The organism is Streptomyces sp. NPDC029014 (genome assembly GCF_055564695.1).
Genome location: NZ_JBVHVT010000038.1, coordinates 35,020 through 58,520, shown reverse-complemented (window position 1 = coordinate 58,520; position 23,501 = coordinate 35,020). Strand labels below are relative to the sequence as shown.

27 protein-coding genes are annotated in these 23,501 nt (G+C 73.3%); 7 read left to right on the top strand and 20 right to left on the bottom strand.

Annotation, left to right across the window (positions count from 1 at the left end):
• The first annotated feature begins 40 nt into the window (after window positions 1-40).
• Together ACZ4VL_RS21800 and ACZ4VL_RS21795 are read left to right on the top strand one after the other, a co-directional pair.
• The gene (locus ACZ4VL_RS21800; protein WP_468202329.1) at window positions 41-1,105 is read left to right on the top strand and encodes a C40 family peptidase; all 1,065 of its coding nucleotides are present in this window, start codon (window positions 41-43) and stop codon (window positions 1,103-1,105) included.
• 226 nt (window positions 1,106-1,331) lie between these two features.
• Entirely contained in the window at window positions 1,332-2,600 is a 1,269-nt protein-coding gene (locus tag ACZ4VL_RS21795) for a PP2C family protein-serine/threonine phosphatase (RefSeq protein WP_468202326.1), read from the top strand.
• A 6-nt stretch (window positions 2,601-2,606) separates the two neighbouring features.
• Here ACZ4VL_RS21795 and ACZ4VL_RS21790 read toward each other — a convergent pair whose 3' ends face one another.
• The 4 genes from ACZ4VL_RS21790 to ACZ4VL_RS21775 all read right to left on the bottom strand — a co-directional run bounded on the left by ACZ4VL_RS21790 (window position 2,607) and on the right by ACZ4VL_RS21775 (window position 4,876).
• Window positions 2,607-2,945, bottom strand: a complete 339-nt coding sequence (locus ACZ4VL_RS21790) for a DUF2516 family protein (RefSeq protein ID WP_361094975.1) — start codon at window positions 2,943-2,945, stop codon at window positions 2,607-2,609.
• A gap of 149 nt (window positions 2,946-3,094) precedes the next feature.
• Window positions 3,095-3,676, bottom strand: a complete 582-nt coding sequence (locus ACZ4VL_RS21785) for a hypothetical protein (protein ID WP_468202323.1) — start codon at window positions 3,674-3,676, stop codon at window positions 3,095-3,097.
• A gap of 25 nt (window positions 3,677-3,701) precedes the next feature.
• The gene (locus tag ACZ4VL_RS21780; RefSeq protein ID WP_468202321.1) at window positions 3,702-4,139 is read right to left on the bottom strand and encodes a helix-turn-helix domain-containing protein; all 438 of its coding nucleotides are present in this window, start codon (window positions 4,137-4,139) and stop codon (window positions 3,702-3,704) included.
• A 26-nt stretch (window positions 4,140-4,165) separates the two neighbouring features.
• Window positions 4,166-4,876, bottom strand: coding sequence for a DUF4386 domain-containing protein (locus ACZ4VL_RS21775; RefSeq protein WP_468202319.1), 711 nt, complete (start codon window positions 4,874-4,876; stop codon window positions 4,166-4,168).
• A 105-nt stretch (window positions 4,877-4,981) separates the two neighbouring features.
• Here ACZ4VL_RS21775 and ACZ4VL_RS21770 point away from each other — a divergent pair, with 105 nt between their 5' ends.
• A complete protein-coding gene (locus tag ACZ4VL_RS21770; RefSeq protein ID WP_468202316.1) occupies window positions 4,982-5,731 on the top strand; it encodes a TetR/AcrR family transcriptional regulator in 750 nt (249 codons plus the stop codon).
• Here the strand turns inward: ACZ4VL_RS21770 and ACZ4VL_RS21765 are convergent.
• The 4 genes from ACZ4VL_RS21765 to ACZ4VL_RS21750 form a co-directional block, all read right to left on the bottom strand.
• The gene (locus ACZ4VL_RS21765) at window positions 5,721-6,317 is read right to left on the bottom strand and encodes a hypothetical protein (RefSeq protein WP_468202314.1); all 597 of its coding nucleotides are present in this window, start codon (window positions 6,315-6,317) and stop codon (window positions 5,721-5,723) included. The genes ACZ4VL_RS21770 and ACZ4VL_RS21765 overlap by 11 nt on opposite strands.
• Before the next feature lie 122 nt (window positions 6,318-6,439).
• Window positions 6,440-7,300 (bottom strand): putative protein N(5)-glutamine methyltransferase, encoded by an 861-nt coding sequence (locus tag ACZ4VL_RS21760; protein WP_468202311.1) that lies wholly within the window; start codon window positions 7,298-7,300, stop codon window positions 6,440-6,442.
• An 11-nt stretch (window positions 7,301-7,311) separates the two neighbouring features.
• Entirely contained in the window at window positions 7,312-8,562 is a 1,251-nt protein-coding gene (locus ACZ4VL_RS21755; RefSeq protein WP_468202308.1) for a GNAT family N-acetyltransferase, read from the bottom strand.
• A gap of 63 nt (window positions 8,563-8,625) precedes the next feature.
• On the bottom strand, window positions 8,626-9,267 hold the full coding sequence (locus ACZ4VL_RS21750; RefSeq protein WP_468202305.1) for an RsiG family protein: 642 nt from the start codon (window positions 9,265-9,267) through the stop codon (window positions 8,626-8,628).
• A gap of 162 nt (window positions 9,268-9,429) precedes the next feature.
• Here ACZ4VL_RS21750 and dtd point away from each other — a divergent pair, with 162 nt between their 5' ends.
• Window positions 9,430-9,855, top strand: coding sequence for a D-aminoacyl-tRNA deacylase (gene dtd, locus ACZ4VL_RS21745; RefSeq protein ID WP_361094995.1), 426 nt, complete (start codon window positions 9,430-9,432; stop codon window positions 9,853-9,855).
• A gap of 51 nt (window positions 9,856-9,906) precedes the next feature.
• Here dtd and ygfZ read toward each other — a convergent pair whose 3' ends face one another.
• The 12 genes from ygfZ to ACZ4VL_RS21685 form a co-directional block, all read right to left on the bottom strand.
• Complete coding sequence (ygfZ, locus tag ACZ4VL_RS21740) at window positions 9,907-10,872, bottom strand: CAF17-like 4Fe-4S cluster assembly/insertion protein YgfZ (RefSeq protein ID WP_468202302.1); 966 nt, start codon at window positions 10,870-10,872, stop codon at window positions 9,907-9,909.
• Between the two features lie 21 nt (window positions 10,873-10,893).
• Window positions 10,894-11,358, bottom strand: coding sequence for a Fur family transcriptional regulator (locus ACZ4VL_RS21735; RefSeq protein ID WP_468202299.1), 465 nt, complete (start codon window positions 11,356-11,358; stop codon window positions 10,894-10,896).
• A gap of 77 nt (window positions 11,359-11,435) precedes the next feature.
• A complete protein-coding gene (locus ACZ4VL_RS21730) occupies window positions 11,436-12,008 on the bottom strand; it encodes a heme-binding beta-barrel domain-containing protein (protein ID WP_468202295.1) in 573 nt (190 codons plus the stop codon).
• A 332-nt stretch (window positions 12,009-12,340) separates the two neighbouring features.
• Complete coding sequence (locus ACZ4VL_RS21725; protein ID WP_468202293.1) at window positions 12,341-13,201, bottom strand: hypothetical protein; 861 nt, start codon at window positions 13,199-13,201, stop codon at window positions 12,341-12,343.
• Window positions 13,198-14,010, bottom strand: coding sequence for a hypothetical protein (locus ACZ4VL_RS21720; RefSeq protein ID WP_468202290.1), 813 nt, complete (start codon window positions 14,008-14,010; stop codon window positions 13,198-13,200). The genes ACZ4VL_RS21725 and ACZ4VL_RS21720 overlap by 4 nt, the downstream gene beginning before the upstream one ends.
• A complete protein-coding gene (locus tag ACZ4VL_RS21715) occupies window positions 14,007-14,783 on the bottom strand; it encodes a hypothetical protein (RefSeq protein ID WP_468202287.1) in 777 nt (258 codons plus the stop codon). The genes ACZ4VL_RS21720 and ACZ4VL_RS21715 overlap by 4 nt, the downstream gene beginning before the upstream one ends.
• A 110-nt stretch (window positions 14,784-14,893) precedes the next feature.
• Window positions 14,894-15,226, bottom strand: coding sequence for a DUF3099 domain-containing protein (locus tag ACZ4VL_RS21710; RefSeq protein ID WP_468202372.1), 333 nt, complete (start codon window positions 15,224-15,226; stop codon window positions 14,894-14,896).
• Window positions 15,227-15,318: 92 nt separating this feature from the next.
• Window positions 15,319-15,609 (bottom strand): DUF1416 domain-containing protein, encoded by a 291-nt coding sequence (locus ACZ4VL_RS21705; protein WP_361095020.1) that lies wholly within the window; start codon window positions 15,607-15,609, stop codon window positions 15,319-15,321.
• 54 nt (window positions 15,610-15,663) lie between these two features.
• Window positions 15,664-16,509, bottom strand: coding sequence for a sulfurtransferase (locus tag ACZ4VL_RS21700; protein WP_468202284.1), 846 nt, complete (start codon window positions 16,507-16,509; stop codon window positions 15,664-15,666).
• Between the two features lie 419 nt (window positions 16,510-16,928).
• A complete protein-coding gene (locus ACZ4VL_RS21695; protein WP_468202281.1) occupies window positions 16,929-17,657 on the bottom strand; it encodes an LmeA family phospholipid-binding protein in 729 nt (242 codons plus the stop codon).
• 120 nt (window positions 17,658-17,777) lie between these two features.
• On the bottom strand, window positions 17,778-19,517 hold the full coding sequence (locus ACZ4VL_RS21690; protein ID WP_468202278.1) for a hypothetical protein: 1,740 nt from the start codon (window positions 19,515-19,517) through the stop codon (window positions 17,778-17,780).
• Between the two features lie 10 nt (window positions 19,518-19,527).
• A complete protein-coding gene (locus tag ACZ4VL_RS21685; protein WP_179173447.1) occupies window positions 19,528-19,782 on the bottom strand; it encodes a MoaD/ThiS family protein in 255 nt (84 codons plus the stop codon).
• Between the two features lie 517 nt (window positions 19,783-20,299).
• Here ACZ4VL_RS21685 and ACZ4VL_RS21680 point away from each other — a divergent pair.
• The 3 genes from ACZ4VL_RS21680 to ACZ4VL_RS21670 all read left to right on the top strand — a co-directional run bounded on the left by ACZ4VL_RS21680 (window position 20,300) and on the right by ACZ4VL_RS21670 (window position 23,438).
• Window positions 20,300-21,034, top strand: a complete 735-nt coding sequence (locus ACZ4VL_RS21680) for a response regulator transcription factor (RefSeq protein WP_468202275.1) — start codon at window positions 20,300-20,302, stop codon at window positions 21,032-21,034.
• Window positions 21,035-21,126: 92 nt separating this feature from the next.
• Window positions 21,127-22,149 carry a LacI family DNA-binding transcriptional regulator gene (locus tag ACZ4VL_RS21675; RefSeq protein ID WP_468202272.1) on the top strand — a complete coding sequence of 341 codons (1,023 nt, stop codon included), beginning with the start codon at window positions 21,127-21,129 and terminating at the stop codon, window positions 22,147-22,149.
• A 131-nt stretch (window positions 22,150-22,280) separates the two neighbouring features.
• A complete protein-coding gene (locus ACZ4VL_RS21670; protein ID WP_468202269.1) occupies window positions 22,281-23,438 on the top strand; it encodes a S1C family serine protease in 1,158 nt (385 codons plus the stop codon).
• Window positions 23,439-23,501 lie beyond the last annotated feature (63 nt).

Genomic DNA, 23,501 nt, shown 5'->3' with positions numbered 1-23,501 from the left:
TGTCTGGCATCGGATCGGACTCGGGGTACCTGGGGGGACCATGGGAACCGTTGAGCCGAAGCGGCGGCGCGGTCGCGCGCACGCCCTGACGCTGCTGTGCGCGACGGCCCTGCTCGCGGTGACGGCACTGGGCGGCGTGGCCCAGGCGGCACCGGCGCCGGAGCCGGGCGCCAAGTCCCTGGAACAGGTGCGCAAGGAAATAGAGGACCTCTACCGCCAGGCGGGCACGGCGACGGACGCCTACAACCTCGCCGAGAGCGAGGCCAAGGCGCAGTCCGACCGGATCGTCGAGATCGCCAAGCAGGTCGCCGCCGGCCAGGAGCGGATCTCCGCGCTGAAGAACCGCGCCGGCGCCGCCGCCCGCGCCCAGTACCGCTCGGGCGGCCTGCCCGCCGGGGCCCGGCTGGCGCTGAGCAGCAGCCCGGTCCAGTTCCTCGACGGCACGGACCGGATCCGCCGCGGCGAGAAGGCCGCCACGGACCTGCTCTCCGACATGAACCGCACCCAGACCGACCTCCAGCAGTACGCGAAGGACGCCAAGGCGGAGTGGGAGAAGCTCGAAGCCAACCGGATCAAGAAGGAGGCCTCCAAGAAGGAGGTCGAGGAGAAGATCAAGGCGGCCGAGGAGCTGGAGAGCAAGCTGGAGGCCGAGGAGAAGGCCCGGCTGCTCCAGCTGGAACACGACGCGCAGTACAAGGCACAGACGGCCTGGCTGTCGACGGGCGTGCTGAAGGAGATCAACGGCTCGGCCACCGAGGCCGGCAAGAAGGCCGTGCAGTTCGCCACGCAGCAGATCGGCAAGCCGTACCGGTGGGGCGCCGAGGGCCCGGACTCCTTCGACTGCTCCGGGCTGACCTCGCAGGCCTGGCGGGCGGCCGGCCGGGGCATCCCGCGCACCTCCCAGGAACAGCTGCGGCTGCTGCCCAAGGTCGCGGTCAAGGACATGCGGCCCGGCGACCTGATCATCTACTTCGACGACGCGAGCCACGTCGGCATGTACGTCGGTGACGGCGCGATGGTCCACGCCCCGCGCCCCGGCCGGCAGATCACGCTCGCCGGCGCCGGCTCCATGCCGATCAGGGCAGTGGTCCGCCCCGACGCCTGACCGGCGGCACGGGAGGGGGAACCTCCCGCGCCCCGCCGACGTCTCGTGGACCGGGACGAGGACGTCCTCCGCCGTGACGTTCATCATTCGGCGAGGCGGAATTTCCCCCGCGATATGGCATATGCCTCTGTCCCTGGCGCCGAACGGCATTCCGTTCGCCCGCCACGGACCGCTAGGGTCGGCCCGGACGAGCGCACCCTCGGGGGGAGGGAAGGAACCGGAGACGATGCCCGTACCCGTACCGCGGCAGAGGGAGACCCCCGCCACGGAGAGCGGTCAGGCCGTACTGCCCCAGGCGTCCCTGACCCTGCTGGTGATCGAGGACGACCCCGCGGGCGGGCTCACCGTTCCCGAGATCCTCGACGCCGACCGGCACCGCATCCGGCTGCGCACGGCCCGCAACCTCACCGAGGCCAGCCGCCTGCTCACCCCGGACGTGCACTGCATCCTGCTGGACCTCGCCCTGCCGGCCGGCGGCGCGGCCTCCCGCACGGCTGCCGGTGGCGGCACGGACACGGTGGACCAGCTCGACACCCTCCGCCAGGTCCTGCGGATCGCGCCCCACCACGCCGTCCTCGTCCTCACCGCCGAGGCCGACGCCGAGCGCGCCGCCGAGGCGGTCCGGGTGGGGGCGCAGGACTTCCTCTTCCGCGACGAGCTGGACGGCCGGCTGCTGAGCCGCGCCATCCGCTACGCGGTGGAGCGCAAGCGGGCGGACATCGCCCAGTACAAGCTCGCAGAATCGAAACTGCGGGCCCAGGAGAACGCCCGGCTGGAGCGCGGCCTGCTCCCCACCCCGCTGCTGGAGGGCTCCGACCTCCGCTTCGCCGCCCGCTACCGGCCCGGCCGCAGCCGCGCCCTGCTCGGCGGAGACTTCTACGACACCGTCCGCACGCCCGACGGCACCGTCCACGCGATGATCGGCGACGTCTGCGGCCACGGCCCGGACGAGGCCGCCCTCGGCGTCGAGCTGCGCATCGCCTGGCGCGCGCTGACCCTGGCCGGCCTGTGCGGGGACGAACTGCTGGCCACCCTCCAGGAGGTGCTGGAGGTGGAACGGCCCTGCGAGGAGATCTTCGCGACGCTGTGCACCGTGGACATCTCCCCGGACGGCCGCCGGGCCGGCCTGTGCCTGGCCGGGCATCCGGCCCCGCTGATAGCCCGGCCGGGGCGCCCGGCGCGGCTGCTGCCGTACGAGAACAGCGGGCCGGCGCTCGGCCTGCTGCCCAAGGCCCGCTGGCCCCGCCGTCAGGTGGAGCTGGGCGGGTCCTGGAGCCTGATGCTCTACACCGACGGGCTGATCGAGGGCCGCATCGGCGACGGCCGGGAGCGGCTGGGGCAGGACGGCATGGTCGAGATGATCAACCGGCACCTGGACCGCGGGCTGAGCGGCGAGGCCCTGCTGGAGGCCTCCGTCACCGAGGCCCGGCGCCTGAACGGCGGCGAGCTCACCGACGACGTGGCCGTGGTCCTGCTGTCCCGCGGCACGCCCTGAGGGCCGCTAGCGGCCGCCGTTGTACGGACCGTACGGGCCGTCGCTGCTGCTGCCGCCTCGGCGCCGGCCGCCGCCCGAGACCTGCTTGAGGGCGGGCCGGACGTCGACCAGGAAGACGATCGTCGCCACGAGGCCGGCGATCTGCAGGAACAGCATCCCCAGGAAGAAGTCGACGACCACGGTCACACCCAGGATGACCAGCCAGAACGTCTTGGTCTGCTTGTCGGCCGCGCGGTACGCGTCCTCGCGGGCGAGCAGCGCGAGGACGAAGGCCACGACGGCGAGCGCCAGCATGGCGAACCCGAGCAACGGGAGCACCCCGTTATCGAACCCGTTCATCAACATCGACTCGACCGCCTTCTCACACGTGGCACCCCTGATGTCCTCTGCCTCCACGCTACCGGCAGAGCGGCCTTCACCCACCCCAACGGGCCGGACACCCCGCAGGTGCCCGGCCCACCGTCATCCGCCGTGCGGATCCGACTCGCGCCGGCTCACACGTCGGCCGGCTCGCCCTGCTCGGCGGCGGCCTTCTTCGCGGGGGTCTTGCGCGTCGTGGTCTTGCGGGCGGCGGCCTTGTCCTCGCCCTGCGCGCCCTCGGCGCCCCCTGCGTCCACCACGTCCTCGCGGGCCGGCTCGACGGCCACGGCGATGTCGACGATCTCCTCGGAGACCTCGCCCCGCCACGCCCGCACCGCCTGCTCGCCGTGCTCGGCGACCCGGTCGTAGGTCTCCTTGGCGCGCACCGCGTACTCGGCGGCCACGCCGACCCCGCGCAGCGCCAGGTCCTGCGCCTGCTCGCCGATCTTCTTCGTGTCGATCTTCGCGTCGAGGGCGCCGAGCACCTCGGCGACCTTGGCCGTGACGACCTCCTGCGCCTCGCGCGCCTTCTGCTGCACGACCTTCGGGTCCGTGTTCTTCACGGCCTCGAACCGCGCCGGGGCCTCGGCGCGCAGCTGCTCGATGAGGCCGGGCACCTTCTTGGCCTGCTGCATCGCGAGGTCGGCGGTGCCGGCGGCGAAGTAGAGCGGGGTCGGGTCGGCGAGGGTCTTCTTCAGGTCATCGGCGATGGCCATGTGGCTGGTCCTCCCGGATCACAGTTCAGTTCGTGGAGTGCTTGTCGTCGTCCGCACCGGACGGCCCACCCGGTCGGGCGGTGTCCGCGGGCGCTTCCGCGGCCACCGTCTCGGCCTCGGCCGCGTTCTCCTTGCGGAACGACTCGTAGATCTGGAGCAGCACCTGCTTCTGCTGCTGGTTGATGGACGGATCGGCGAGTATGGCGGCCCGCGTCTCCACCTCGTCCCGGTCCCGCTCGTCGAGGATCCCGGCCTGCACGTACAGCGTCTCCGCGGAGATCTGCAGGGCCTTCGCGAGCTGTTGCAGGATGTCCGCGCTCGGCTTGCGCAGCCCTCGCTCGATCTGGCTCAGGTACGGATTCGACACCCCCGCCGCATCGGCCAGCTGCCGCAGCGAGAGCTGGGCCTGCCGCCGCTGCTCGCGGAGGAACTCGCCGAGGTTCCCGACGTTGAGCGATGCCATGCTCCGATCCTGCCGCACTGCGCTAACTATTGCAAGCAGTCGCTTGCAACAGCTCCCACCCCAACCGGTCGCGCCTCCGGCCGGAAGCCCTTGACGGTCAGCCAGGCCGCCAGGGCCAGCTCCCAGGCGAAGACCGGGAGGGCCGCCAGCGAACCCCAGACGGAGAGCTGCCCGTACACCCCGAACAACACGGCGGTCGCCGAGGCGAAGATCAGCGGGCCGCCGGCCAGCCCCAGGACGGCGATGGGGCGCGGCACCAGCCGCGAGCGGTACAGCAAGGAGGCCGCCAGGACCGTGTTGGCACCCAGGACGAAGTTCGGGCCGAGCAGGAACGTCCAGTCGTGGACCGCGACCAGCGCCCGTGCCGCGGCGAGCAGCGCGGACGGGTCCGCTCCCGGCGCCGGCTCCCGGCGCAGCGTGACCACCGCGAGCAGGCTGACGATGCCGACGCAGATGACGGCGGCCTCCAGGGTGCGCAGGCCCAGGTAGCCGGCGGCGGCGCCCGCACCGTACCGCTTGACCACCGGGTGGAGCGCGAGGGCGGTGCCGACGACCGAGAGCGCGAGCAGCACCTCGAAGAAGGCGCCCAGCAGCACGCGGGCGTCGGACCCCGGGCCGGTGACGTAACCGGGGTCGCCCAGGACCGGGCCGTACAGGACGAGCCCGCCGATCGAGGCGACGTGGGTGACGAAGAAGCAGACGCCCGCCGCGGCGGCGAGCTTTCTCGACGGTGACACCGGGAACCCCCTTGGATCCAGAGCCGAGGTGTACGGCGTACACCTACGGCCGCCACGGTAGGGTGTACGCCGTACACTCGTCAAACAGCGGGAGGCGGACGACAGATGACCCGGCCCACCGGCGGCACGACACGCCGGACCCCCCTCAGCACGGACCGCGTGCTGCGCGCCGCCGTCGCGTACGCCGACCGCAGCGGCATCGAGGCGCTGAGCATGCGCGGCCTCGCCCAGGAGCTGGGCGTCGTGCCGATGGCGCTCTACAAGCACGTCGCCAACAAGGACGAGCTCCTCGACGGCATGCTCGACGCCGTCGTCGCCGAGATCGACCCGCCGGCCGGTGCCGGGGGCGGTGCCTGGAAGGGCGAGGTGCGGCAGCGGGTCCTGTCGGCCCGGCAGGTGCTGCTGCGCCACCCGTGGGCCGCGCGCGTCATCGAGACGCGCACCGGTCCCACGCCCGGCGTCCTCGCCTACCTGGACTCGGTCATCGGGACGTTCCGCGCGGGCGGCCTCTCCGCCGACCTCACCCACCACGCGATGCACGCGCTGGGCGGCCGCGCCTGGGGGTTCACCCAGGAGCTGCTGCCGACCGGGCCGCAGGACCAGGAGCAGGCGGCCGAGGCAGCGGCGGCCCTGGCCGCCCGCTACCCGCACATCGCGGAGATCGCCGCCTCCCGACCCCACGACGGTTCGGCGGTCGTGGGCCACGGCTGCGACGACACCTACGAGTTCGAGTTCGCCCTCGACCTCCTCCTGGACGGCTTCGAGCGCCTCCACGCCCAGGGCTGGAGCTCCGCCGCCCGGCCCGGCGCCGCCGCAGCAGCCGCAGCTACCGGATCGGCCGGCCTCAGTCCCTGACCTGGCCAGCCCGCCCGCGGAGCCGGCGGTGGTACGCCAGGGTGAGCGCGCCGAGCAGCGGCCCCCAGGCGATCAGCGGCAGGTACAGGAACCCGACGACGGTGTGGCCCAGCGGCGTCATACCCGGGTGCGGGAACGTCCACCACAGCGCGAACGGCGTCCACACGAAGGTCAGCAGCACGGCGGCCGACGTCGCCACCACCGTGACCGCCCGCACCGGCACCCGCCGGCCGCCCCACCCCGGTATTCGGCGCGGGACCACCTCTCCCCAGGGCCGGACCAGCCCCAGCGCGAGCAGCGCCAGCAGCTCGCTCCCCACGCTGACACCGGCCGTGTACACCCGGCCCCACCCCGGGATGCCGGCCGCCACGTACCCCGCCTGCGTGTAGCCCGCGAGCAGGCCCGCCGCGAGCAGCAGCCGCCAGATGCCGGACGGCACGGTGAGCAGCGTGACGACACGGGCAGCACGGACCGCCCAGCGGGGCACCTCCGCGGCGGCAGCGGCAGCGGGAGCCGGAACCGAAGCAGAGACCGAGGCCGGGGTCGGGTCCTGGGAAGGGGCGGGGACCTGCTGTCGATGCGTCATGCACACCATCGTGTCGACGGGTTCGGGGCCCGGCATCGGCCCACGGAACCCTTGCCCGCGCCGCCCCCGGACGGAGTCCGCATCAGCCTCCTCCCCCGCCCGGGGGAGAAGGCGTACACCCGCTAGGCAGGACGCGTGCCGACCACCACGGTCGCCCAGAACTCCTCCGACACCGCCGTCCGCACCGTGAGTCCGCCCTCCTCCAGCGCCCGCGCCGTCCGCGGGGCCTGACGCTCGCTCGTCTCGATCAGCAGCCGCCCGCCCGGCGCCAACCAGGGCAGCGCACCCGCCGCGACCCGGCGGTGGACGTCCAGCCCGTCCGGGCCGCCGTCCAGGGAGACCGCCGGCTCGTGCTCCCGCGCCTCGGCCGGCAGCAGCGGTATCTCCCCCGTGGGCACGTAGGGGGCGTTGACCACCAGCACGTCCACCCGGCCGCGCAGCCCGTCCGGGAGCGCGCCGTACAGGTCGCCCTCGTACACCCGGCCGCCGTACGGGGCCACGTTCAGCCGCGCGTACGCCAGCGCGGCCGGGTCGATGTCCGCCGCGTGCAGCTCCACCCCGCCACCCAGCCGGGCCGCGACCGCCGCGCCGAGCGCACCCACCCCGCAGCACAGGTCGAGCACCACCCGGTCCGGCCGGCCCGGCGCCCCCGCCACCGCCTCGGACACCAGGAACTCGCTGCGCCGGCGCGGCACGAAGGCCCCCGCGCCCACCCGCATGCGCAGCCCGCAGAACTCCGCCCGCCCGACCACGTGTTCCAGCGGTTCGCCGCCGGCCCGGCGGGCCACGAGGGCGGCCAGGTGCACGGCGTCGTCGGCGGCAGCCGTGAGCAGCTCCGCCTCCTCCTCCGCGAAGACACAGCCCGCCGCGCGCAGGGCCTCCACCACGTTCACGTCCACATTCACGTCCACCTTCACGTCCTGGTGCAAATCCGCGCTCTCATCCACATCCGCGCCCTCGTCCATGTCCGCGCTCTCATCCACGTCCGCCCCGCTCAGAACACGTCCGGGCACCACGGGCGCCGCGCCGTCCGGAACACGGCGTCGGCCAGCGCCAGCGCGCCCGGCCGCTCCTCCGCCACCTGCCCCAGCGCACCGAGCCGCACCGCGGATGCGTCACCGAGGTACAGCGACCCCAGCGCGGCCACGCCCAGGCGCAGGTCCGCGGGCTCGTCGGTGGGCGTGCACTCCCCCGCACCCGCGTCGAGCCGGTAGCGCCCCGCGGCCGGACCGTCCGGGTCGGCGACCTCCAGGACGAGGACCCCGGGCACCGCGTACGTCCGCGCGCGCAGGGCCCGTACGACGTCCAGCAGCCGCACCCACATGAAGTCCGAGGAGGTCACGAGCCGGGCCGCACGCGGGTCGGGCAGCAGGTGCGGGACCAGGTCGTCGGGGGCGCGGTAGCCGGTGCGCACGGTCAGCACCCAGTCGACGGAGCACAGGAAGTGCCACAGGGCCCGCTCGGCGTCCGGGGTGGCGGCCAGCAGTTCCTTGACCTGGAGGGTGTTCTGCGGGGTCTTCGCGTCCGTCCAGCGGTCGTCGGCGGTGTACGACACCAGGCCGGCCACCTCGCCCTCCGCCGTCCGGTACACCGCGTGGAACCGGTCCCGGTACGGCCGGAAGGACATCTCCTCCTCGCCGGTCGCAAGGCTCCACCAGCGGGCGTCGCGGCTCACCACGCCGTGCCGGGAGAGCCGTATCCGGTCGTGCAGGGCCGGGCCCACCCGGCGCGCCTCGGCCACGTCCACGATGTCGATCCGGCCGCCGTCCCCGGGCTTCGACCAGCGCGGGTCCAGCCCGGTGCGCTTGACGTCGATCTCCCATTCCGCGACGGTCACCGCGGGCCCGTACCCGTACCGCCCGTAGATCGGGTACTCGGCGGCGATCAGCGTCGACAGCACGTCGCCGCGGTCGACGGCGGCGGCCAGCTCCCCGGCCATCATGCGGCTCAGCAGGCCCTGGCGGCGGTGCGTGGGCATGACCGCGACGTTGGTGATCGCGGCGGACGTGACCACCGCCCCGCCGGGCACGGTGAGCTCCTGCCGGAAGGAGCGCAGGGTTCCCACGCACGCGCCGGTGGCGGAGTCGAAGGAACCCCACACCCGGGCGGGGTCGCTGTGCTGTGCGCGCTGGGCGACGTCGGAGTCCGTCACCCGGGTCGCGGTCAGGAAGCCGGTGTTCACGGCCCGCATCCAGGCGGGGAATTCGGATGCGGCGATCAGCCGCACGTCAGGGTCAACACTCATGACCCGCCACGCTAATCCGCCCGTCCGCACCGCGTCGCGGCAATTTCCGCCGCCGCGCCCCGCTCATACCAGGAGGTCGTCCACCTGTGCCTCGCCCTCCCGGTAGCGCCGCGTGATCTCCGCGCTGCAGTCGTCCACCGTGCGCTGCAACTGCTGCCGGCGGCGCGAGACCTGCTGCTCGTACCGCACCAACCGGCCCATCGCGTCGTGCAGTTCGCGGTCCGTGCGGGCCTGGAGGTCCGACAGCTCCACGTCGGCCAGCATCTCCGCCGCCAGCAGCCGGTACTCCTCTCCGTGCGGGGTCCCGAGCGTGACGTGCCGGGCGGATGCGCTGCGGCTGGAGGGCGCGTCGGCGAGGATCTCCGAGAGCCGGTCCACCACCGGCGGCTCGGGCGCCACGGGCGCCTCCGGGTCGCTGCGCCGGGCCAGTTCGGCCCGCAGGATGTCGATCCGGCCCTGCAGGAGTCTGCGGATGTAGCTGAGGTCGGCCTCGTCGCGCTGGGCCTCGCGCCGCAGGGTGCGCAGTTCCGGCAGTCCGAGCGCGGTGGCGGGCGTGGTCGGCGCCTGCTCCTCCGCGGTGCGCTGCGCGGGTGGTCGGACCGCGCCGGCCACCGGAGCGGCCGCGACTGACGGGACTGAAGTGGCCGGAGCGGGCGCAGCGGCTGATGTGGCCGACGCAGATACGGAGGTACCAGAAGTATTCATGTGAACGTGTCCGTCCCCTCGACCGGTGCATGGGGTCTCGCCCGGCCCGTGGGGCCGGGGGGAAGCACCGCCTGCGTGCATGGTGCCACTGTCCGTGGTGCCGGCGCAGTCCCGGTCCACCCGATCGGCCCCGGACGGGTGCACGCCTGGTACACAGGTGGTATGCGAGCAGTGGTGCAGAGGGTGGACGGCGCGAGCGTCGTCGTGGCCGGTGAGACCGTGGGCGAGATCGTCGGCGAGGGACTGTGCGTGCTGGTGGGGGTGACCCACGACGACACGCCGGAGAAGGCGGCGCAGCTGGCGCGCAAGCTGTGGTCCGTACGGATCCTGGAAGGGGAGAAGTCCTGCAGCGACGTGGCCGCGCCGCTGCTGGTGATCTCGCAGTTCACGCTGTACGGGGACGCCCGCAAGGGCCGCCGCCCCACCTGGAACGCGGCGGCGCCGGGCGAGGTCGCCGAGCCGCTGGTGGACGAGGTCGTGGCCCAGCTGCGCTCGCTGGGGGCGACGGTGGAGACGGGCCGGTTCGGGGCGGACATGCGGGTCTCGCTCACCAACCACGGCCCGTTCACCATCGTCATCGACGTCTGACGGCACCGGCGGGGCCGGGGGTCAGGGAACGTCGGGGAAGGCCCGGGCCGGTCAGGGCGCTACGACGACCTCCTGCGAGGCTGCCGTCTTCCCGACCAGCAGCGGCGCGTCCACCGGCACGTTCCGCTTGACCAGCGCGAGGGCGATCGGGCCCAGCTCGTGGTGGCGGACCGCGGTGGTCACGAAGCCGAGCTGGCGGCCCTCCTCCCCGTCCGCGGCGAGCCGGACGGGCGCGCCGTGCGGCGGGAGGTGCACCTCGGAGCCGTCCAGGTGCAGGAAGACCAGGCGGCGCGGCGGCTTGCCCAGGTTGTGGACGCGGGCCACCGTCTCCTGGCCGCGGTAGCAGCCCTTCTGGAGGTGCACGGCGCTGCCGATCAGGCCGATCTCGTGCGGGATCGTGCGGTGGTCGGTCTCCAGGCCGAGCCGCGGCCGGTGCGCCTCGACGCGCAGGGCCTCGTACGCGAGGAGGCCGGCGGCCGGGCCGTGCGCGGCGGCGAAGGCCTCCAGCTCCGCGCGGGGCAGGAAGACGTCCCGGCCGTGCGGGGTCTCCCGGACCACGTACCCCTCCGGGACCTCGGCGATGGAGCCGGCCGGCAGGTGGACGACGGCGAACTCGGCGGTGCGGTCGGCGACTTCGACCCGGTAGAAGAACTTCATCGACTCCAGGTAGGCGATCAGCGCCTCCTGGGTGCCGGGCTCCACGTGCGCCCACACGGTCTCGCCGTCGTCGACGAGGTGGAGCTGGTGCTCGATGTGGCCGTTGGCGGAGAGGATCAGGGCCTCGGTGGCCTGCCCGGGCGGGAGTTCGGTCACGTGCTGGGTGACCAGCAGGTGCAGCCAGCTCAGCCGCTCCGGTCCGGTGACGGTCACGACCCCGCGGTGCGAGAGGTCGACGAAACCGCGGCCTTCGGCGAGGGCGCGCTGTTCGCCGTAGAGCTCTCCGTAGTGGGCGGCGACGCCCTCGTCACGGCCTTCGGCCTGAACGGCGCCGGGGAGGTTCAGCAAAGGGCTGGTCATGGGACCAAGCCTACGACCCTGCTATGCGGGTTCGGCACGGTGTTCGGCGGCGCACCCGCGGCACAGACCGAAGATCGCGAAGTGCTTCATGTCGGTCTCGAACCCGAAGGTGGAGCGGAGCTTCTCGGTGAACTCGGAGGCGACGCCGAGGTCCGCCTCGATCACGTCCCCGCAGTCGCGGCACACCAGGTGGATGTGGTGGTGCCGGTCGGCGAGGTGGTAGGTGGGGGCCCCGTGCCCGAGGTGGGCGTGGGAGACCAGCTTCAGCTCCTCCAGGAGCTCCAGCGTGCGGTAGACGGTGGAGATGTTCACCCCGGAGGCCGTCTTGCGCACGTGGGCGAGGATCTCGTCCGGCGTCGCGTGCTCCAGGGTGTCGACCGCTTCGAGCACGAGCTGGCGCTGCGGGGTCAGCCGGTATCCGCGCTGCCGCAGGTCGCTCTTCCAGTCGGTGCCCGAGGCACGGTCGGGGCTTTCGGCGCTCACCACCCGGCCAGTGTAAGCGCGGGAAGGGGACCGCGGGCGGGCCTGCGGTCCCCTTGTCCGATGTGCGCGGTCCGGACGGCTCAGCGGAAGAACGCGATGCCGTCGTCCGGCATGTCCGGGAGGTTGCGCGCCATCTCGGCGACCTCCTCGGGCGTGACGACCTTCTTGAGCTGGGCCGACATGTACGGGCGCAGCTCGACGTCCGGGGTGGCCTTCTCGCCGACCCACATCAGGTCGCTCTTGACGTAGCCGTAGAGCCGCTTGCCGCCGCTGTACGGGCTGGCGCCGGCGGTGCGGGCGACCGCGTCCGTGGCCAGGTCGATCTGGGGCTTCTTGTCGGCGAGCTCGCCGTACCAGACCTCGATGACGCCCTGGTCGCGGACCATGACGACCTCGACCTTGCGGTCCTGGTCGATGCGCCAGTAGCCGGACTCCGACTCCAGCGGCCGCACCTTCTTGCCCTCGGCGTCGAGGGCCCAGGTGTGGGAGGTGTACTCCAGGAAGTCCCGGCCGTCGTGGGTGAAGACGACTTCCTGGCCGAAGTTGCACTTCTCCTCGCCGGGGAAGTCGAAGACGCCCGCGCCCTCCCAGGTGCCGAGGAGGAAGGCGAGGGGGACGAGGCCGGGGTTCAGGTCGGACGGGATCTGGATCATGGGTGGCTGCTCAGGCGATCTCTGGGAGGGGGATTCCGGTGGTCCGGGGGGCGGCCGATCGAAGGATCAGCGCTGGCCCTGGTACAGCTTCTTCACGGCCAGGCCGGTGAAGGCCATGACGCCGACGCAGACCAGGACCAGCAGAGAGGTGAAGAATGCCTCAAGCACGGGGTGCTCCTCGGAGGTTTCGGGTGGCGGGTACGGGGCCGGTCCCCAAGCCTACTGGCCGGGGGACCGGCGCACTCCGTGAGGTAGGCCGCAGCCGTCACCTCCGCGCGGCGCGGCGTCCGGCGGCGGCCCGGGCGGGGCCGCGGGGCGGGGCCGCGGGCGCCTCACCCCAGCAGCTGGCTCTGCAGGATCACCGTCTGGTGGAACGGGACGGCCGCCACCGCCCCCTTGCGGCTCTGGAACACCGCGGCCTGCACGTCACCCGCCTGGACGCACCCGATCCGCACCTCCTCGTCGCCGACCGGCGCCGCCTCGGCGAACAGTTCCAGCGAGCCGCGCTCCGGCCGCGGCTGCACGAGCGCGACCTTGGTCCAGTCCTCGTCCTCGTCGATCCGGTTGACGCCCTTCACGTTCATGTTGATGCCGCACCGCTCGCGGCTCTCCGCGAACCCGGAGGAGGCGAAACGCAGCAGGTAGACGCGGGTCCGGGTGCCGTCGGGCATGGTCCAGCCGCGGCCGACGATCTGGCGCAGGCCCTCGTCGGTGAACTCCTGCTTCATCTTCGGTCGGACGGTGGGCTCGAACTCCTCCAGGAAGGTCTCCTCGGACACCTTCTGGTCCTGCTCCACCTTGAGCTCCCGGTCCGGGGCGGACCCGGCCGGCGTCGGCAGGAGCAGTTGGAACAGGGCGGCGTAGTGGATGCCGTCCTCGTCGTCGGAGGCGAAGGGCTGCGGTGCGCCGGGAGCCAGGGTGGGCTTGGCGAGGGTCGGGTAGTCCCAGCGGCCGTCTCCGGCGGTGGCGAGACCGGGCAGGTCGGTGCGCTCGGCCCGGCTGATCCCGTACGCGGTCCCGGTCCCGAAGGCGGCGAAGGCGACGACCGCGGCGAGCCACCGCAGTGCCGTGCCCGCCCTGCGCCGGCCCGGGGTCGCGGACGGCTCGGCGGCGGGTGGCTCGGCGGCGGGTGGCTCGGCGGCGGGCTGCGGGCCCTGCGGGGCCGTGTCGGTGGTGTGGTGCTGCTCGGTCACACGGACTCCCCGGGGGACTTCAGGTGGCTCAGCTGGTTCTTGAAGAAGGAGACGGCGTCCGTGGGCGAGAAGGGCTTGGGCCCGAACGCGCGGAAGTTGACCAGGACGTCCCCCTGGACGGCCACGCAGTCCATCGAGTCGATCTTCTCCTGCTTCTCCTCGCCGATGGCCAGCAGCGCGCACCTGGCCTCCGGGTGGCCCTCCACCGCAGGGGCGCCCCGACCGTCGCCCGCCAGCTCCAGCAGCTTCTTCGTGCCCTCGGAGAACTTGCCGACGGCTCGCGGGTCGGCCTGCATGATGCGGACCGAGTAGACGGCCGTGCCGCCGCTCCTGGTGTAGCTGCGGCCCGCGAGGCCCTTGAGCTCCAGGCCCTCCAGCACCTCGTCGCGCTGCTTGCGGGCGCCACTGGACAGCCCGCGGCGGGCGTCCTTGAAGCCCTGCACGGCCTTGTCGCCGGCGACGGAGAAGTCGTTGCCGTCCTGCCCCAGGTCGGGGCCGAGGGAGAAGCCGGACGGGACCGGCAGCAGCTTCCCGGACAGCTCGCCGGCCGGGACGGGTGCGGGCACCTCCGGGGCCGCGGGGTGCTCGCCCTCGGCGACCCAGTAGCGGGTCGGCACGGTCCGGTCGGCCTTCTCCAGCGCGGCGGACGCCGCGATCCCGCCGCCCGCGAGGACGGCGATGCCGACGGCTCCCGCGACCAGGGCCGCGGCGCTGCGCCCGCTCCGGCGCCCGGCGCCGGCCGCGGCGCCGCCGACGGGCGCGGCCGCTTCGGCAGCCTTCGGGAGGTCCGTGTTCAGCGGCTCGGTCACAGTCGCTCCAACTGTCGCTTGGCCAGGTCGACGACATCGCTCTCCGCGACCTTGCCGCGGTTGTCGACGTAGTCGATCTCCATGACGATGTCGCCCCGGCGGGCGATGGCGCGGGCTCCGCGCACGGGGTGGTACCCCGGCCTCTGGTCGGCCTCGGAGTCCACCCACACGTGCCCGAGGTCGGCGGGGGTGCCCGGGATGGCCACGCCGGGGTTGCCCGCGTACTCCCTGCGCGGCATGAGCCCGGCCTGCGCATGCTGGTAGGCGTCCGCGCCCGTCCGGTCGCGGAACTGGATCAGCCGCACGTCGACGAAGACGCGGTCGTCCTGGGACCAGGCCGTGGCGGCGATCCGCCGGACCCCCTCCTCCGCGAAGCTGCTCAGGGCCTTGTCCGGCTGCTCGAAGCCGACCGCGAAGACGTCCAGGCTCTCGTAGCCCGCGCCGAGGGCCTTCGCGCCGCCCGGCGTCTCGACCAGCAGCTTGCTGAGGTCGCCGTCCGTCTTGTGGCGGCGGTTGGCGTTGACGGTCTCGCGCGTGGTGCCGGTGTCGGGCGCGAGCGCCTTCGGGGCCTTCAGCTTCTGCTGGGCCAGCGGCGGCAGCGGCGTCGGCGGGCGGCCGTACTGGACGGCGTACCCGGTGACCGTGCCGGCGAGGATTCCGAGCGCGGCCCCGCCGGCGATCAGCAGGGCGGTACGGCGCCCTCGGCGGCGGGTGCCCGCCCCGTGCGCGGTGGTCTGTTCGCGCAGCTCGGAAGCGGTCTGTTCATGTTCCAAGGAAGTGTCCCCCACGGACTGTCCACGCGGGTGATCACCCGCGCAGCCTTGACATGTACCGGAGGGGAACGGTTGTACAGAAGTGCATTACGTTCCGCGCTGACGGAAAGTCATTCGTCCCGGCGCCGCTTTCCGTCGAGTTCGTCCCACCACTCGTCGGACTTCGGATCGCCCGACGGGTCGTCCCACCAGCGGTCGTCCGGGCCGCGCCGGTTAGCGATCATCGCGGCGACCGGCGGGATGACCATGGCGACCACGCACAGGGCCACGGCCGCCTCGACCGAGAACAGGCGCACGAAGGACCAGGCGGAGACGAAGAGGAAGAGGCATCCGCCCATGAGGAGGAAGTAGATGCGGCGCCGCCGGGCGTACATACCTCCAGCGTAGGACCGGGGACGGCCCGCACGACAGCGGACGGCACGAAGGGCCGCACCCCGCTCCAGTGGCGTCCAACCCCCTGGGGTGCGGCCCTTCGGCCGGTTCGCAGGCCACCGGCGGCTGCCCGTGGCAGCGCCGGTGGCAGCAGCGGTGGCGGTCAGACCGCGATCGCCACGTCCGTCACGCCGCCGGCCTCGGAAACGACCACGGCGCGGTCCGCCTGGGCACCCGGGACGAGCGCCCGCAGCGTCCAGGTGCCGGTCGCCGCGTAGAAGCGGAACTGGCCGGTCGCCGAGGTCGGGACCTCCGCGGTGAACTCGCCGGTCGAGTCGAGCAGCCGCACGTAGCCGCTGACGGGCTCGCCGTCCTTGGTCACCTGTCCCTGGATGGCCGTCTCACCGGGCTTGAGCGTGGAAAGGTCCGGTCCGCCGATCTGTGCTCCGCACATGTTCCTCTGTCCTGTCCTCGAGAAGTGGTTCTGCTGGGCGTCGCGTGCCCGGGATTACTTGTTGGCGCCCAGCTCGATCGGCACGCCGACCAGGGAGCCGTACTCGGTCCACGAACCGTCGTAGTTCTTGACGTTCTCCTGGCCCAGGAGCTCGTGGAGCACGAACCACGTCAGCGCGGAGCGCTCGCCGATGCGGCAGTAGGCGATGGTGTCCTTCGCCAGGTCGACCTGCTCGGTCTCGTAGAGGGCCTTGAGCTCCTCGTCGGACTTGAAGGTGCCGTCGTCGTTGGCGTTCTTCGACCACGGGATGTTGCGGGCCGACGGCACGTGGCCGGGGCGCTGCGACTGCTCCTGCGGAAGGTGCGCCGGGGCGAGGAGCTTGCCGGAGAACTCGTCGGGCGAGCGGACGTCGACCAGGTTCAGGGCGCCGATCGCAGCCACGACGTCGTCGCGGAAGGCGCGGATCGAGGTGTCCTGGGCCTTCGCCTTGTACTCGGTGGCCGGGCGGTTCGGGACCTCGGAGCCGTCGACCAGGTCGCGGGAGTCCAGCTCCCACTTCTTGCGGCCGCCGTCGAGGAGGCGGACGTCCTGGTGGCCGTACAGCTTGAAGTACCAGTAGGCGTAGGACGCGAACCAGTTGTTGTTGCCGCCGTAGAGGACGACGGTGTCGTCGTTGGAGATGCCCTTGGCGGACAGCAGCTTCTCGAAGCCCTCCTGGTCCACGAAGTCACGGCGGACCGGGTCCTGGAGGTCCTTCTTCCAGTCGATCCGGACGGCGCCGGTGATGTGGTTCTTGTCGTAGGCGGACGTGTCCTCGTCCACCTCGACGATGACGACGTCGGCGTCGTTCAGGTGGGCCTCGACCCAGTCGGCGTCAACGAGGACGTCGCTGCGGCTCATGGTGTTCTCCTCCGGGGCAGTGTGCGGCGGGGCGGTGCGGATGCTGCTGCGGGCGGCGCGGAGCGCTCCCGAGGACACTGCGCGGGGAGGCGTCAGTGGACAGGGAGGAAACGGCTGCGCGCGGTCACGCGGGAAGGGACGGTCGTCCGAACTGGTGGAGCGGATGCGCTCTCAGGTCACATGGATCGACAGAGCATGGCGGCGACGCGACACAGGTCTACTGCCCGTCGCTTCGTGAGGTCCGCCTGCTGATGCTTCATGCCTGGATCGTAGGGACGAACGGGCCGCCCTGTCACCGGCGTGTCATATATCGAGACAGGAACGTCCGGATCGCGGGATCGCGATCGCCCCGGACGGCCTCCCCGCACCCCGCCGGGGCCTGCGCGCGGCCCGCCTTCTGCGGATCGGACCGTCCTGTCTCACGATCCGGCCAGCGACACGTCCGAGCCGCTCAGCTCCAGGTGTACGCCGGCCTCGTCCGCGGTCAGCCCGGTCAGCTGCAGCCCGGCCGGCAGCCCGTCGTCGAGGCGCCGCTCGAAGTCGGTCTTCTTGCGGATCGCGGCCTCGATCCCGGGGATGCCCTCCCCGGGCACCTCGTCGGCCCGTACCCGGACCATCTTGGCGCCGCCCTTGCCGTTCCCGCCGCCCTTCGCGTCGACGAGCGTGACGGTCGACACCACGCTGCGCGTGAAGGTCTTGCCCAGGACCTCCGCGGACGCGGTCACCTTCACCTTGCCCGGCGCCCCTCCGTAGGTGAGCTTCGCCCCGGTCTGCGAGGCCGCAGTCAGGTCCGGGTACGTGATCAGCGCCGAGCCCGTTGCGTTCCGGGCGGTGCCCCCGCTGTAGTCCCCGTTCAGCTGCACACCGCGAAAGCTCGCCCGGAGCTGCGAGAGCCGCGTCTTGCGGCCGTCCGCCACGGCGTCGACGCCGTCCAGCCGGACGTCGACCCGGTCGAGCTCGTGGCTCAGCGCCTGGGTCAGGAACGGGAAGCCGTGGATCTCCACCTCGGCGGACCCGGCGAGCCCCGACTGCGCCCGTATTCGCTCGGCGAGCCTGTTCTCGGCGTAGCCGACCGCCCAGCGGTCCGCCCCGGCGGCCAGCGCGCCCAGCACCACGACGACGATCACGACGAAACGCAGGAATCGCACGTGCCTCTCCCCCCTGTAGACCGGTACGTCCGCCCCTAGTTGACCATGTACAGACGTACGGAGGCCGTCAGCGATGCCGACGGCCTCCGTGACGCGTGTCCCACGGTTCCTGCCCGGGCCTCAGCCCACCACCCGTCCCATCAGGTAGACGGCGGGAGCCGCGGCCGCCAGCGGCAGCGCCACACCGGCCGTCATGTGCACGAACTTCGACGGGTAGTCGTACGCGGCCACGCGCAGCCCGATCAGCGCGCCCACCCCGGCGGCCAGGCCGAGCAGCGCCCCGCCCGCCCCGACGGAGGTCAGCCCGCCGACCGCGACGCCCGCACCTGCGGCCGCGGCCACCGACACGCCGGCGGACGGCAGGGGCGGCAGGGGCAGCGCCCGGACGAACACGGCGACCGCGACGGCCACCGCGCCGACCGTCACGGCGGCGGAGTCGGCGGCCAGGTAGCCCGTGCAGACGATGGCGAGGGCGGCGGAGGCCACCGAGGCCATCAGGCCGTACATCCGCTCGTCGGGGTCGGCCTGGCTGCGCAGCTGGAGGACCAGCGTGAGCAGCACCCACACGCCGAGGGTGCCGATGATCGCGCCGGCGCCGTACGTGTCGTCCACCGCGAGCACGGCGGCGTCCGCGACGAGGGCTCCGGCGAAGGCGAGGGCGATGCCCTGGCGGGCGGGCCACATGCCGTTGAGCCGGAACCAGCCGGCCGCGGTGAGGCCCTGGAGGGCGATCAGCGGCAGGAGCAGGGCGTAGTCGCCGGCTATGGCGGCGCCGGCGAGCAGCAGCCCGAGCACGGCGGTCAGCACCGCCGACTGCGGACCGGGGTCGATGATCGGCGAACGGCCCTCGGCGCGGGCCTGGGCCGGGTCGACCGCGCGCATGGTGTTCCCGCCGAGGGTGGGCGGGGACCACTCGGGCTCCCCGGCCGGGTCGACGGGCCCGCCGGGGGCGGGCGCGGCGTGCCGACCGGGCGCGGCGGCGTGCGCCGCATCGGGGCCGGCCGCGGGCACGGCCTGCGGAGGCAGGTAGGCGGTGGTCTCCGCCCAGGCCTCGGCGGGAGCGGCCGGAGCGGCGGAGGTGTGGGGCACGGGAGCGGGTGCCGCGTCCCGGAACCAGCCCTCCGGGACGCCGCTCTCCGTCACCGGCGGGAGGTACGCCGTCTCGGCGGCGGCGGCGTTCTGCGGCACCGGGGGGAGATAGGCGGTCTCGGCGGCGGCCGCCGCGCTCTGCTGCGGCTGCACCGGCTGCTGCGCGGCCGGCACGGGCGGCAGGTACGCCGTCTCGGCAGCAGCGGCGGCGTCCTGCGGCACCGGGGGGAGATAGGCGGTCTCGGCGGCCCAGTCGTGCCCGGGCGCGGCGGCCGGGGCGGGCGCGGCCGGAGCCGGCGCGGCGGGGGCCTCGTCGCGGAACCATCCCTCGGGCGCCGCGGGAGCCTGGTGCGCCTGCGGCTGCGGCTGCGCCTGGGGCGGCATCGGCTGCTGGGGCTGTTGGTACTGCTGGGGCTGGAACTGGTGCTGCGGCTGGTACAGCGGGTCGGCCTGGCCGGGGTACGGCGGCGGGCAGCCGGCCTCCGCCCAGTCACCGCCTGGCGCCGGGGTCGGGGCCTGACCGGCCACGGCCGCCGGAGCGGGCGCCGCCGGAGCTGCGGGGGCCTGGTCCCGGAACCACCCCTCGGGCGCCGCGGGCTGCTGCGGCTGCACCGGCTCGGCGGACCGGTGCACCGGCTGGTAGCTGGTGTCCCAGGTGTCCGACTGCCAGGTCTGCGTCGCGTACGGGTCCTGCGGCTGCTGCCCGGCCTGCCCGGCCTGCCCGGCCTGCGCGGCCCGCCGCTGCTGCTGCTGTTCCTCGGGAGTGCTCATCGGTTTCCGCTCACCCGCCCGCGAACGGCGGGAGCACCTCGACGGTGCCCCCCTCGGTCAGCAGGACGGCATCGTGCGGGCGCTTGCCCACGGGTTCGTCGTTCACGAGGAAGGAGCAGCGCAGCAGGACCCGGGTCAGCTCCCCGGGGTGGCGTTCCCGCACCGCGTCGAGTGCCTCGGCCAGTGTCCGCGCCGAGTACGGCTCCTCCGCCGTGTGGGCCGCGGCTTTGGCCGCCGCCCAGTAGCGGATGGTTCCGGTTGCCACTGCAGCTCCTATCGTCGGCTACCTACCGTCGGCCTCCATGATGGCCCCTCCCGGCCCCTGGTCCCGCGTCCCTCCGCGCGCTCCGGATGCGCCCGGAGTGCGCCCGGAGTGCACCCGGACGGCCCACGACCGACTTCCGGAAGCCCGCCGATCCTCCGAAACCGGGGCATACGCTGGTTCCGGGGGTGGCGCGAACCACAGAAGGCGCGATCCCGAAGCCTCGGCCGGGCGTCGGCAGGTGGGCTATTCTGCTGGCGAAGGATCCGGGCAACGTTGCCCCCGGGTCCTTTTGTGCTTTCAGTACGTTGAACGGAACGAGAACAAAGGCGCCGGACCGGCTCCCGGGGCGCGGGGACCGGTCGACGCCCGCAGCGACCGGGCACGGTGCACAGCGCCGCGCCCGGCACGCACCCCGTACGAAGCAGTACCGCGAAAGTCCTCGACGGGACCGAGGAGGAACCGACGTGACGGACCAGCGAACCGTGCACCACCGACCGACCCGGGCAGGGGGTCGGGCATGAGCTCCCTCCTGCTGCTGACCAACGCCCTCCAGCCGTCCACCGAGGTGCTGCCGGCCCTCGGCCTGCTGCTGCACAACGTACGGGTGGCCCCCGCCGAGGGCCCGGCCCTCGTCGACACCCCCGGGGCGGACGTCATCCTCGTCGACGGCCGCCGGGACCTGCCGCAGGTGCGGTCGCTGTGCCAGCTGCTGCGCTCGACGGGGCCGGGCTGCCCGCTGATCCTCGTCGTCACCGAGGGCGGCCTGGCGGCCGTCACCGCCGACTGGGGCATCGACGACGTCCTCCTCGACACCGCCGGCCCCGCCGAGGTCGAGGCGCGGCTGCGGCTGGCCACCGGCCGCCAGCAGCTGGGCGCCGACGACTCCCCCATGGAGATCCGCAACGGCGACCTCTCGGTGGACGAGGCGACGTACTCGGCGAAGCTGAAGGGCCGGATCCTCGACCTCACCTTCAAGGAGTTCGAGCTCCTCAAGTACCTCGCCCAGCACCCGGGCCGGGTCTTCACCCGGGCCCAGCTGCTCCAGGAGGTCTGGGGCTACGACTACTTCGGCGGCACCCGGACGGTGGACGTCCACGTCCGGCGGCTGCGCGCGAAGCTGGGTCCGGAGCACGAATCGCTCATCGGCACCGTACGGAACGTGGGCTACCGTTTCGTCACACCGGAGAAGGCCGAACGGGGCGCGGCGGAGGCCGCGGACCGGGCGGCCGCGAAGGTCGCGGCCGACGCCTAGGGGGTCGTCCCCCGGACGGCGGAAGCCGGTGTGACCGTGCACTCCGCAGGATGCCCTGCCCAGAGCACGGTCACCCCGCGTAGACTCCCTGCGTGGCCAAGGTGACGCGGGATGATGTGGCGCGACTTGCGGGTACTTCAACCGCCGTCGTGAGCTACGTCATCAACAACGGACCCCGGCCGGTCGCCCCGGCCACGCGCGAGCGTGTCCTCGCCGCGATCAAGGAGCTGGGCTACCGCCCGGACCGGGTCGCCCAGGCGATGGCGTCCCGGCGCACCGACCTCATAGGCATGATCGTTCCGGACGCCCGCCAGCCCTTCTTCGCGGAGATGGCGCACGCGGTCGAACAGGCGGCCGCCGAGCGCGGGAAGATGGTGCTGGTCGGGAACTCCGACTACCGGGACGAGCGCGAGGTCCACTACCTGCGCGCCTTCCTCGGCATGCGGGTGTCCGGGCTGATCCTGGTCAGCCAGGGCATGAGCGAGCGGGCCGCCTCGGAGATCGAGGCCTGGGACGCCCGGGTCGTGCTGCTGCACGAGCGTCCCGAGGCCATCGACGACGTCGCGGTGGTCACCGACGACATCGGCGGCGCCCAGCTCGCCACCCGCCACCTCCTCGAACACGGGCACGAGTACGTCGCCTGTATCGGCGGCATCGAGAACACTCCGTCGGTCGGCGACCCCGTCGCCGACCACGTCGAGGGCTGGCGCCGGGCCATGCTGGAGTCGGGCCGGTCGGTCGAGGGCCGCCTGATCGAGGCCCCGTACAACCGTTACGACGCCTACCGGGTGGCGCTGGAGGTCCTGTCGGGCCCCGACCGCCCGCCGGCCATCTTCTGCGCCACCGACGACCAGGCCATCGGCGTGCTGCGGGCCGCCCGGGAGCTGCGGATCGACGTGCCGGGGGAGCTGGCGGTCGCCGGGTTCGACGACGTGAAGGAGGCGGCGCTGACGGACCCGCCGCTGACCACCGTCGCCTCGGACCGCCCGGCGATGGCGCGCGCCGCCGTGGACCTCGTCCTCGACGACGGGCTGCGGGTCTCGGGCTCGCGCCGGGAGCGGCTGAAGCAGTTCCCGTCGGCGCTGGTGGTCCGCCGCTCCTGCGGCTGCCTCTGACGGCTTCGTCCGGCCCCGCCCCGCCGCCTGCGGCAGGGCGGGGCCGTCCTTATATAGGGCATACAAGGTTCTGTCGGGCTTCTCAGCGGGCACTCAGAAAGCTCTCATGATCCGCGGACAGAGTCATAGACATGACCGAGAGCTTCCGCCGCGAGGGCGGGTACCCGCAGGAGTACAGCACGTCCCCGAGCGCGCCCTTCGACGGGTCCGACGGGTCCGGCGGGTCCTACCCGCCCCCGCCGGCGTACCCGCCCGGCGCCGACGGCCCGGCGCCCGGGTGGTTCGAGGCTCACCGACCCGCGGTGATCGGCGGCGAGACCGCTCCCCCGGCCGACCCTGCGGCCCCCGCGCCCGAGGGCGGCCCGGCGCACGCCGCCCGGGCCAAGCGCCCGGTGGCGCTGCTCGCCGCCGTCGCGATCGCGGCGGCGGTCATCGGCGGCGGCACCGCCACGCTGGTCCAGCAGCTGCTCGGCGACCGGGCGGGGGCCCCGGGCGGCTTCAACGGCACGGTCGTCTCGCAGTCCAACAGCGGTACGGTCGCCGGGGTCGCCGAGCAGGTCAGCCCTTCCGTCGCGCGGATCGACACCCGTACCGGGTCGGGCCAGGGCACCGGCTCCGGCTTCGTCCTCACCGCCGACGGCGAGATCGCCACCAACAACCACGTGGTCAGCGGTGCGTCCGAGGTCCAGGTCACGCTGCACGACGGCCGGAAGTTCCCCGCGAAGATCGTCGGCACCGACCCGGACAAGGACCTCGCGCTGATCAAGCTCCAGGGCGCGTCCGACCTCAAGCCCGTCCGGCTCGGCAACTCCGACGGCGTCCGGGTCGGCGAGCAGGTCGTCGCGATCGGCTCGCCGGACCGCCTCACCGGCACGGTCACCAGCGGCATCGTGTCGGCGCTGAACCGCGAGGTCAACGTGCCCAAGTCGGAGCAGCAGGCGCCGCAGCGGCAGCGCAGCGGCGAGGGCGGCTGGCCGTTCTCGTTCGACGGCCGCCAGTTCAACGGGAACACCGGCTCGAACACCACTTCGTACAAGGCCATCCAGACGGACGCCTCCCTCAACCCCGGCAACTCCGGCGGCGCCCTCGTCAACATGAACGGCGAGATCATCGGGATGCCGTCCGCGATCTACTCGCCCGCCACCGACACCTCTGCCGCCGGCAGCGTGGGCCTCGGCTTCGCCATCCCGGTGAACACGATCAAGGCCGATCTGGACGCCCTCCGCAAGGGCGGCAGCGGCGGAAGCGGCGGAAGTGATTCCGCCGACGGCTTCGGCACGGCCTTCTGACCGGCGGGTCGTGCGACGCTGGAAGGCACCGCCGGCCGCCCGCCGCCGGCCGCCGACCGCCGC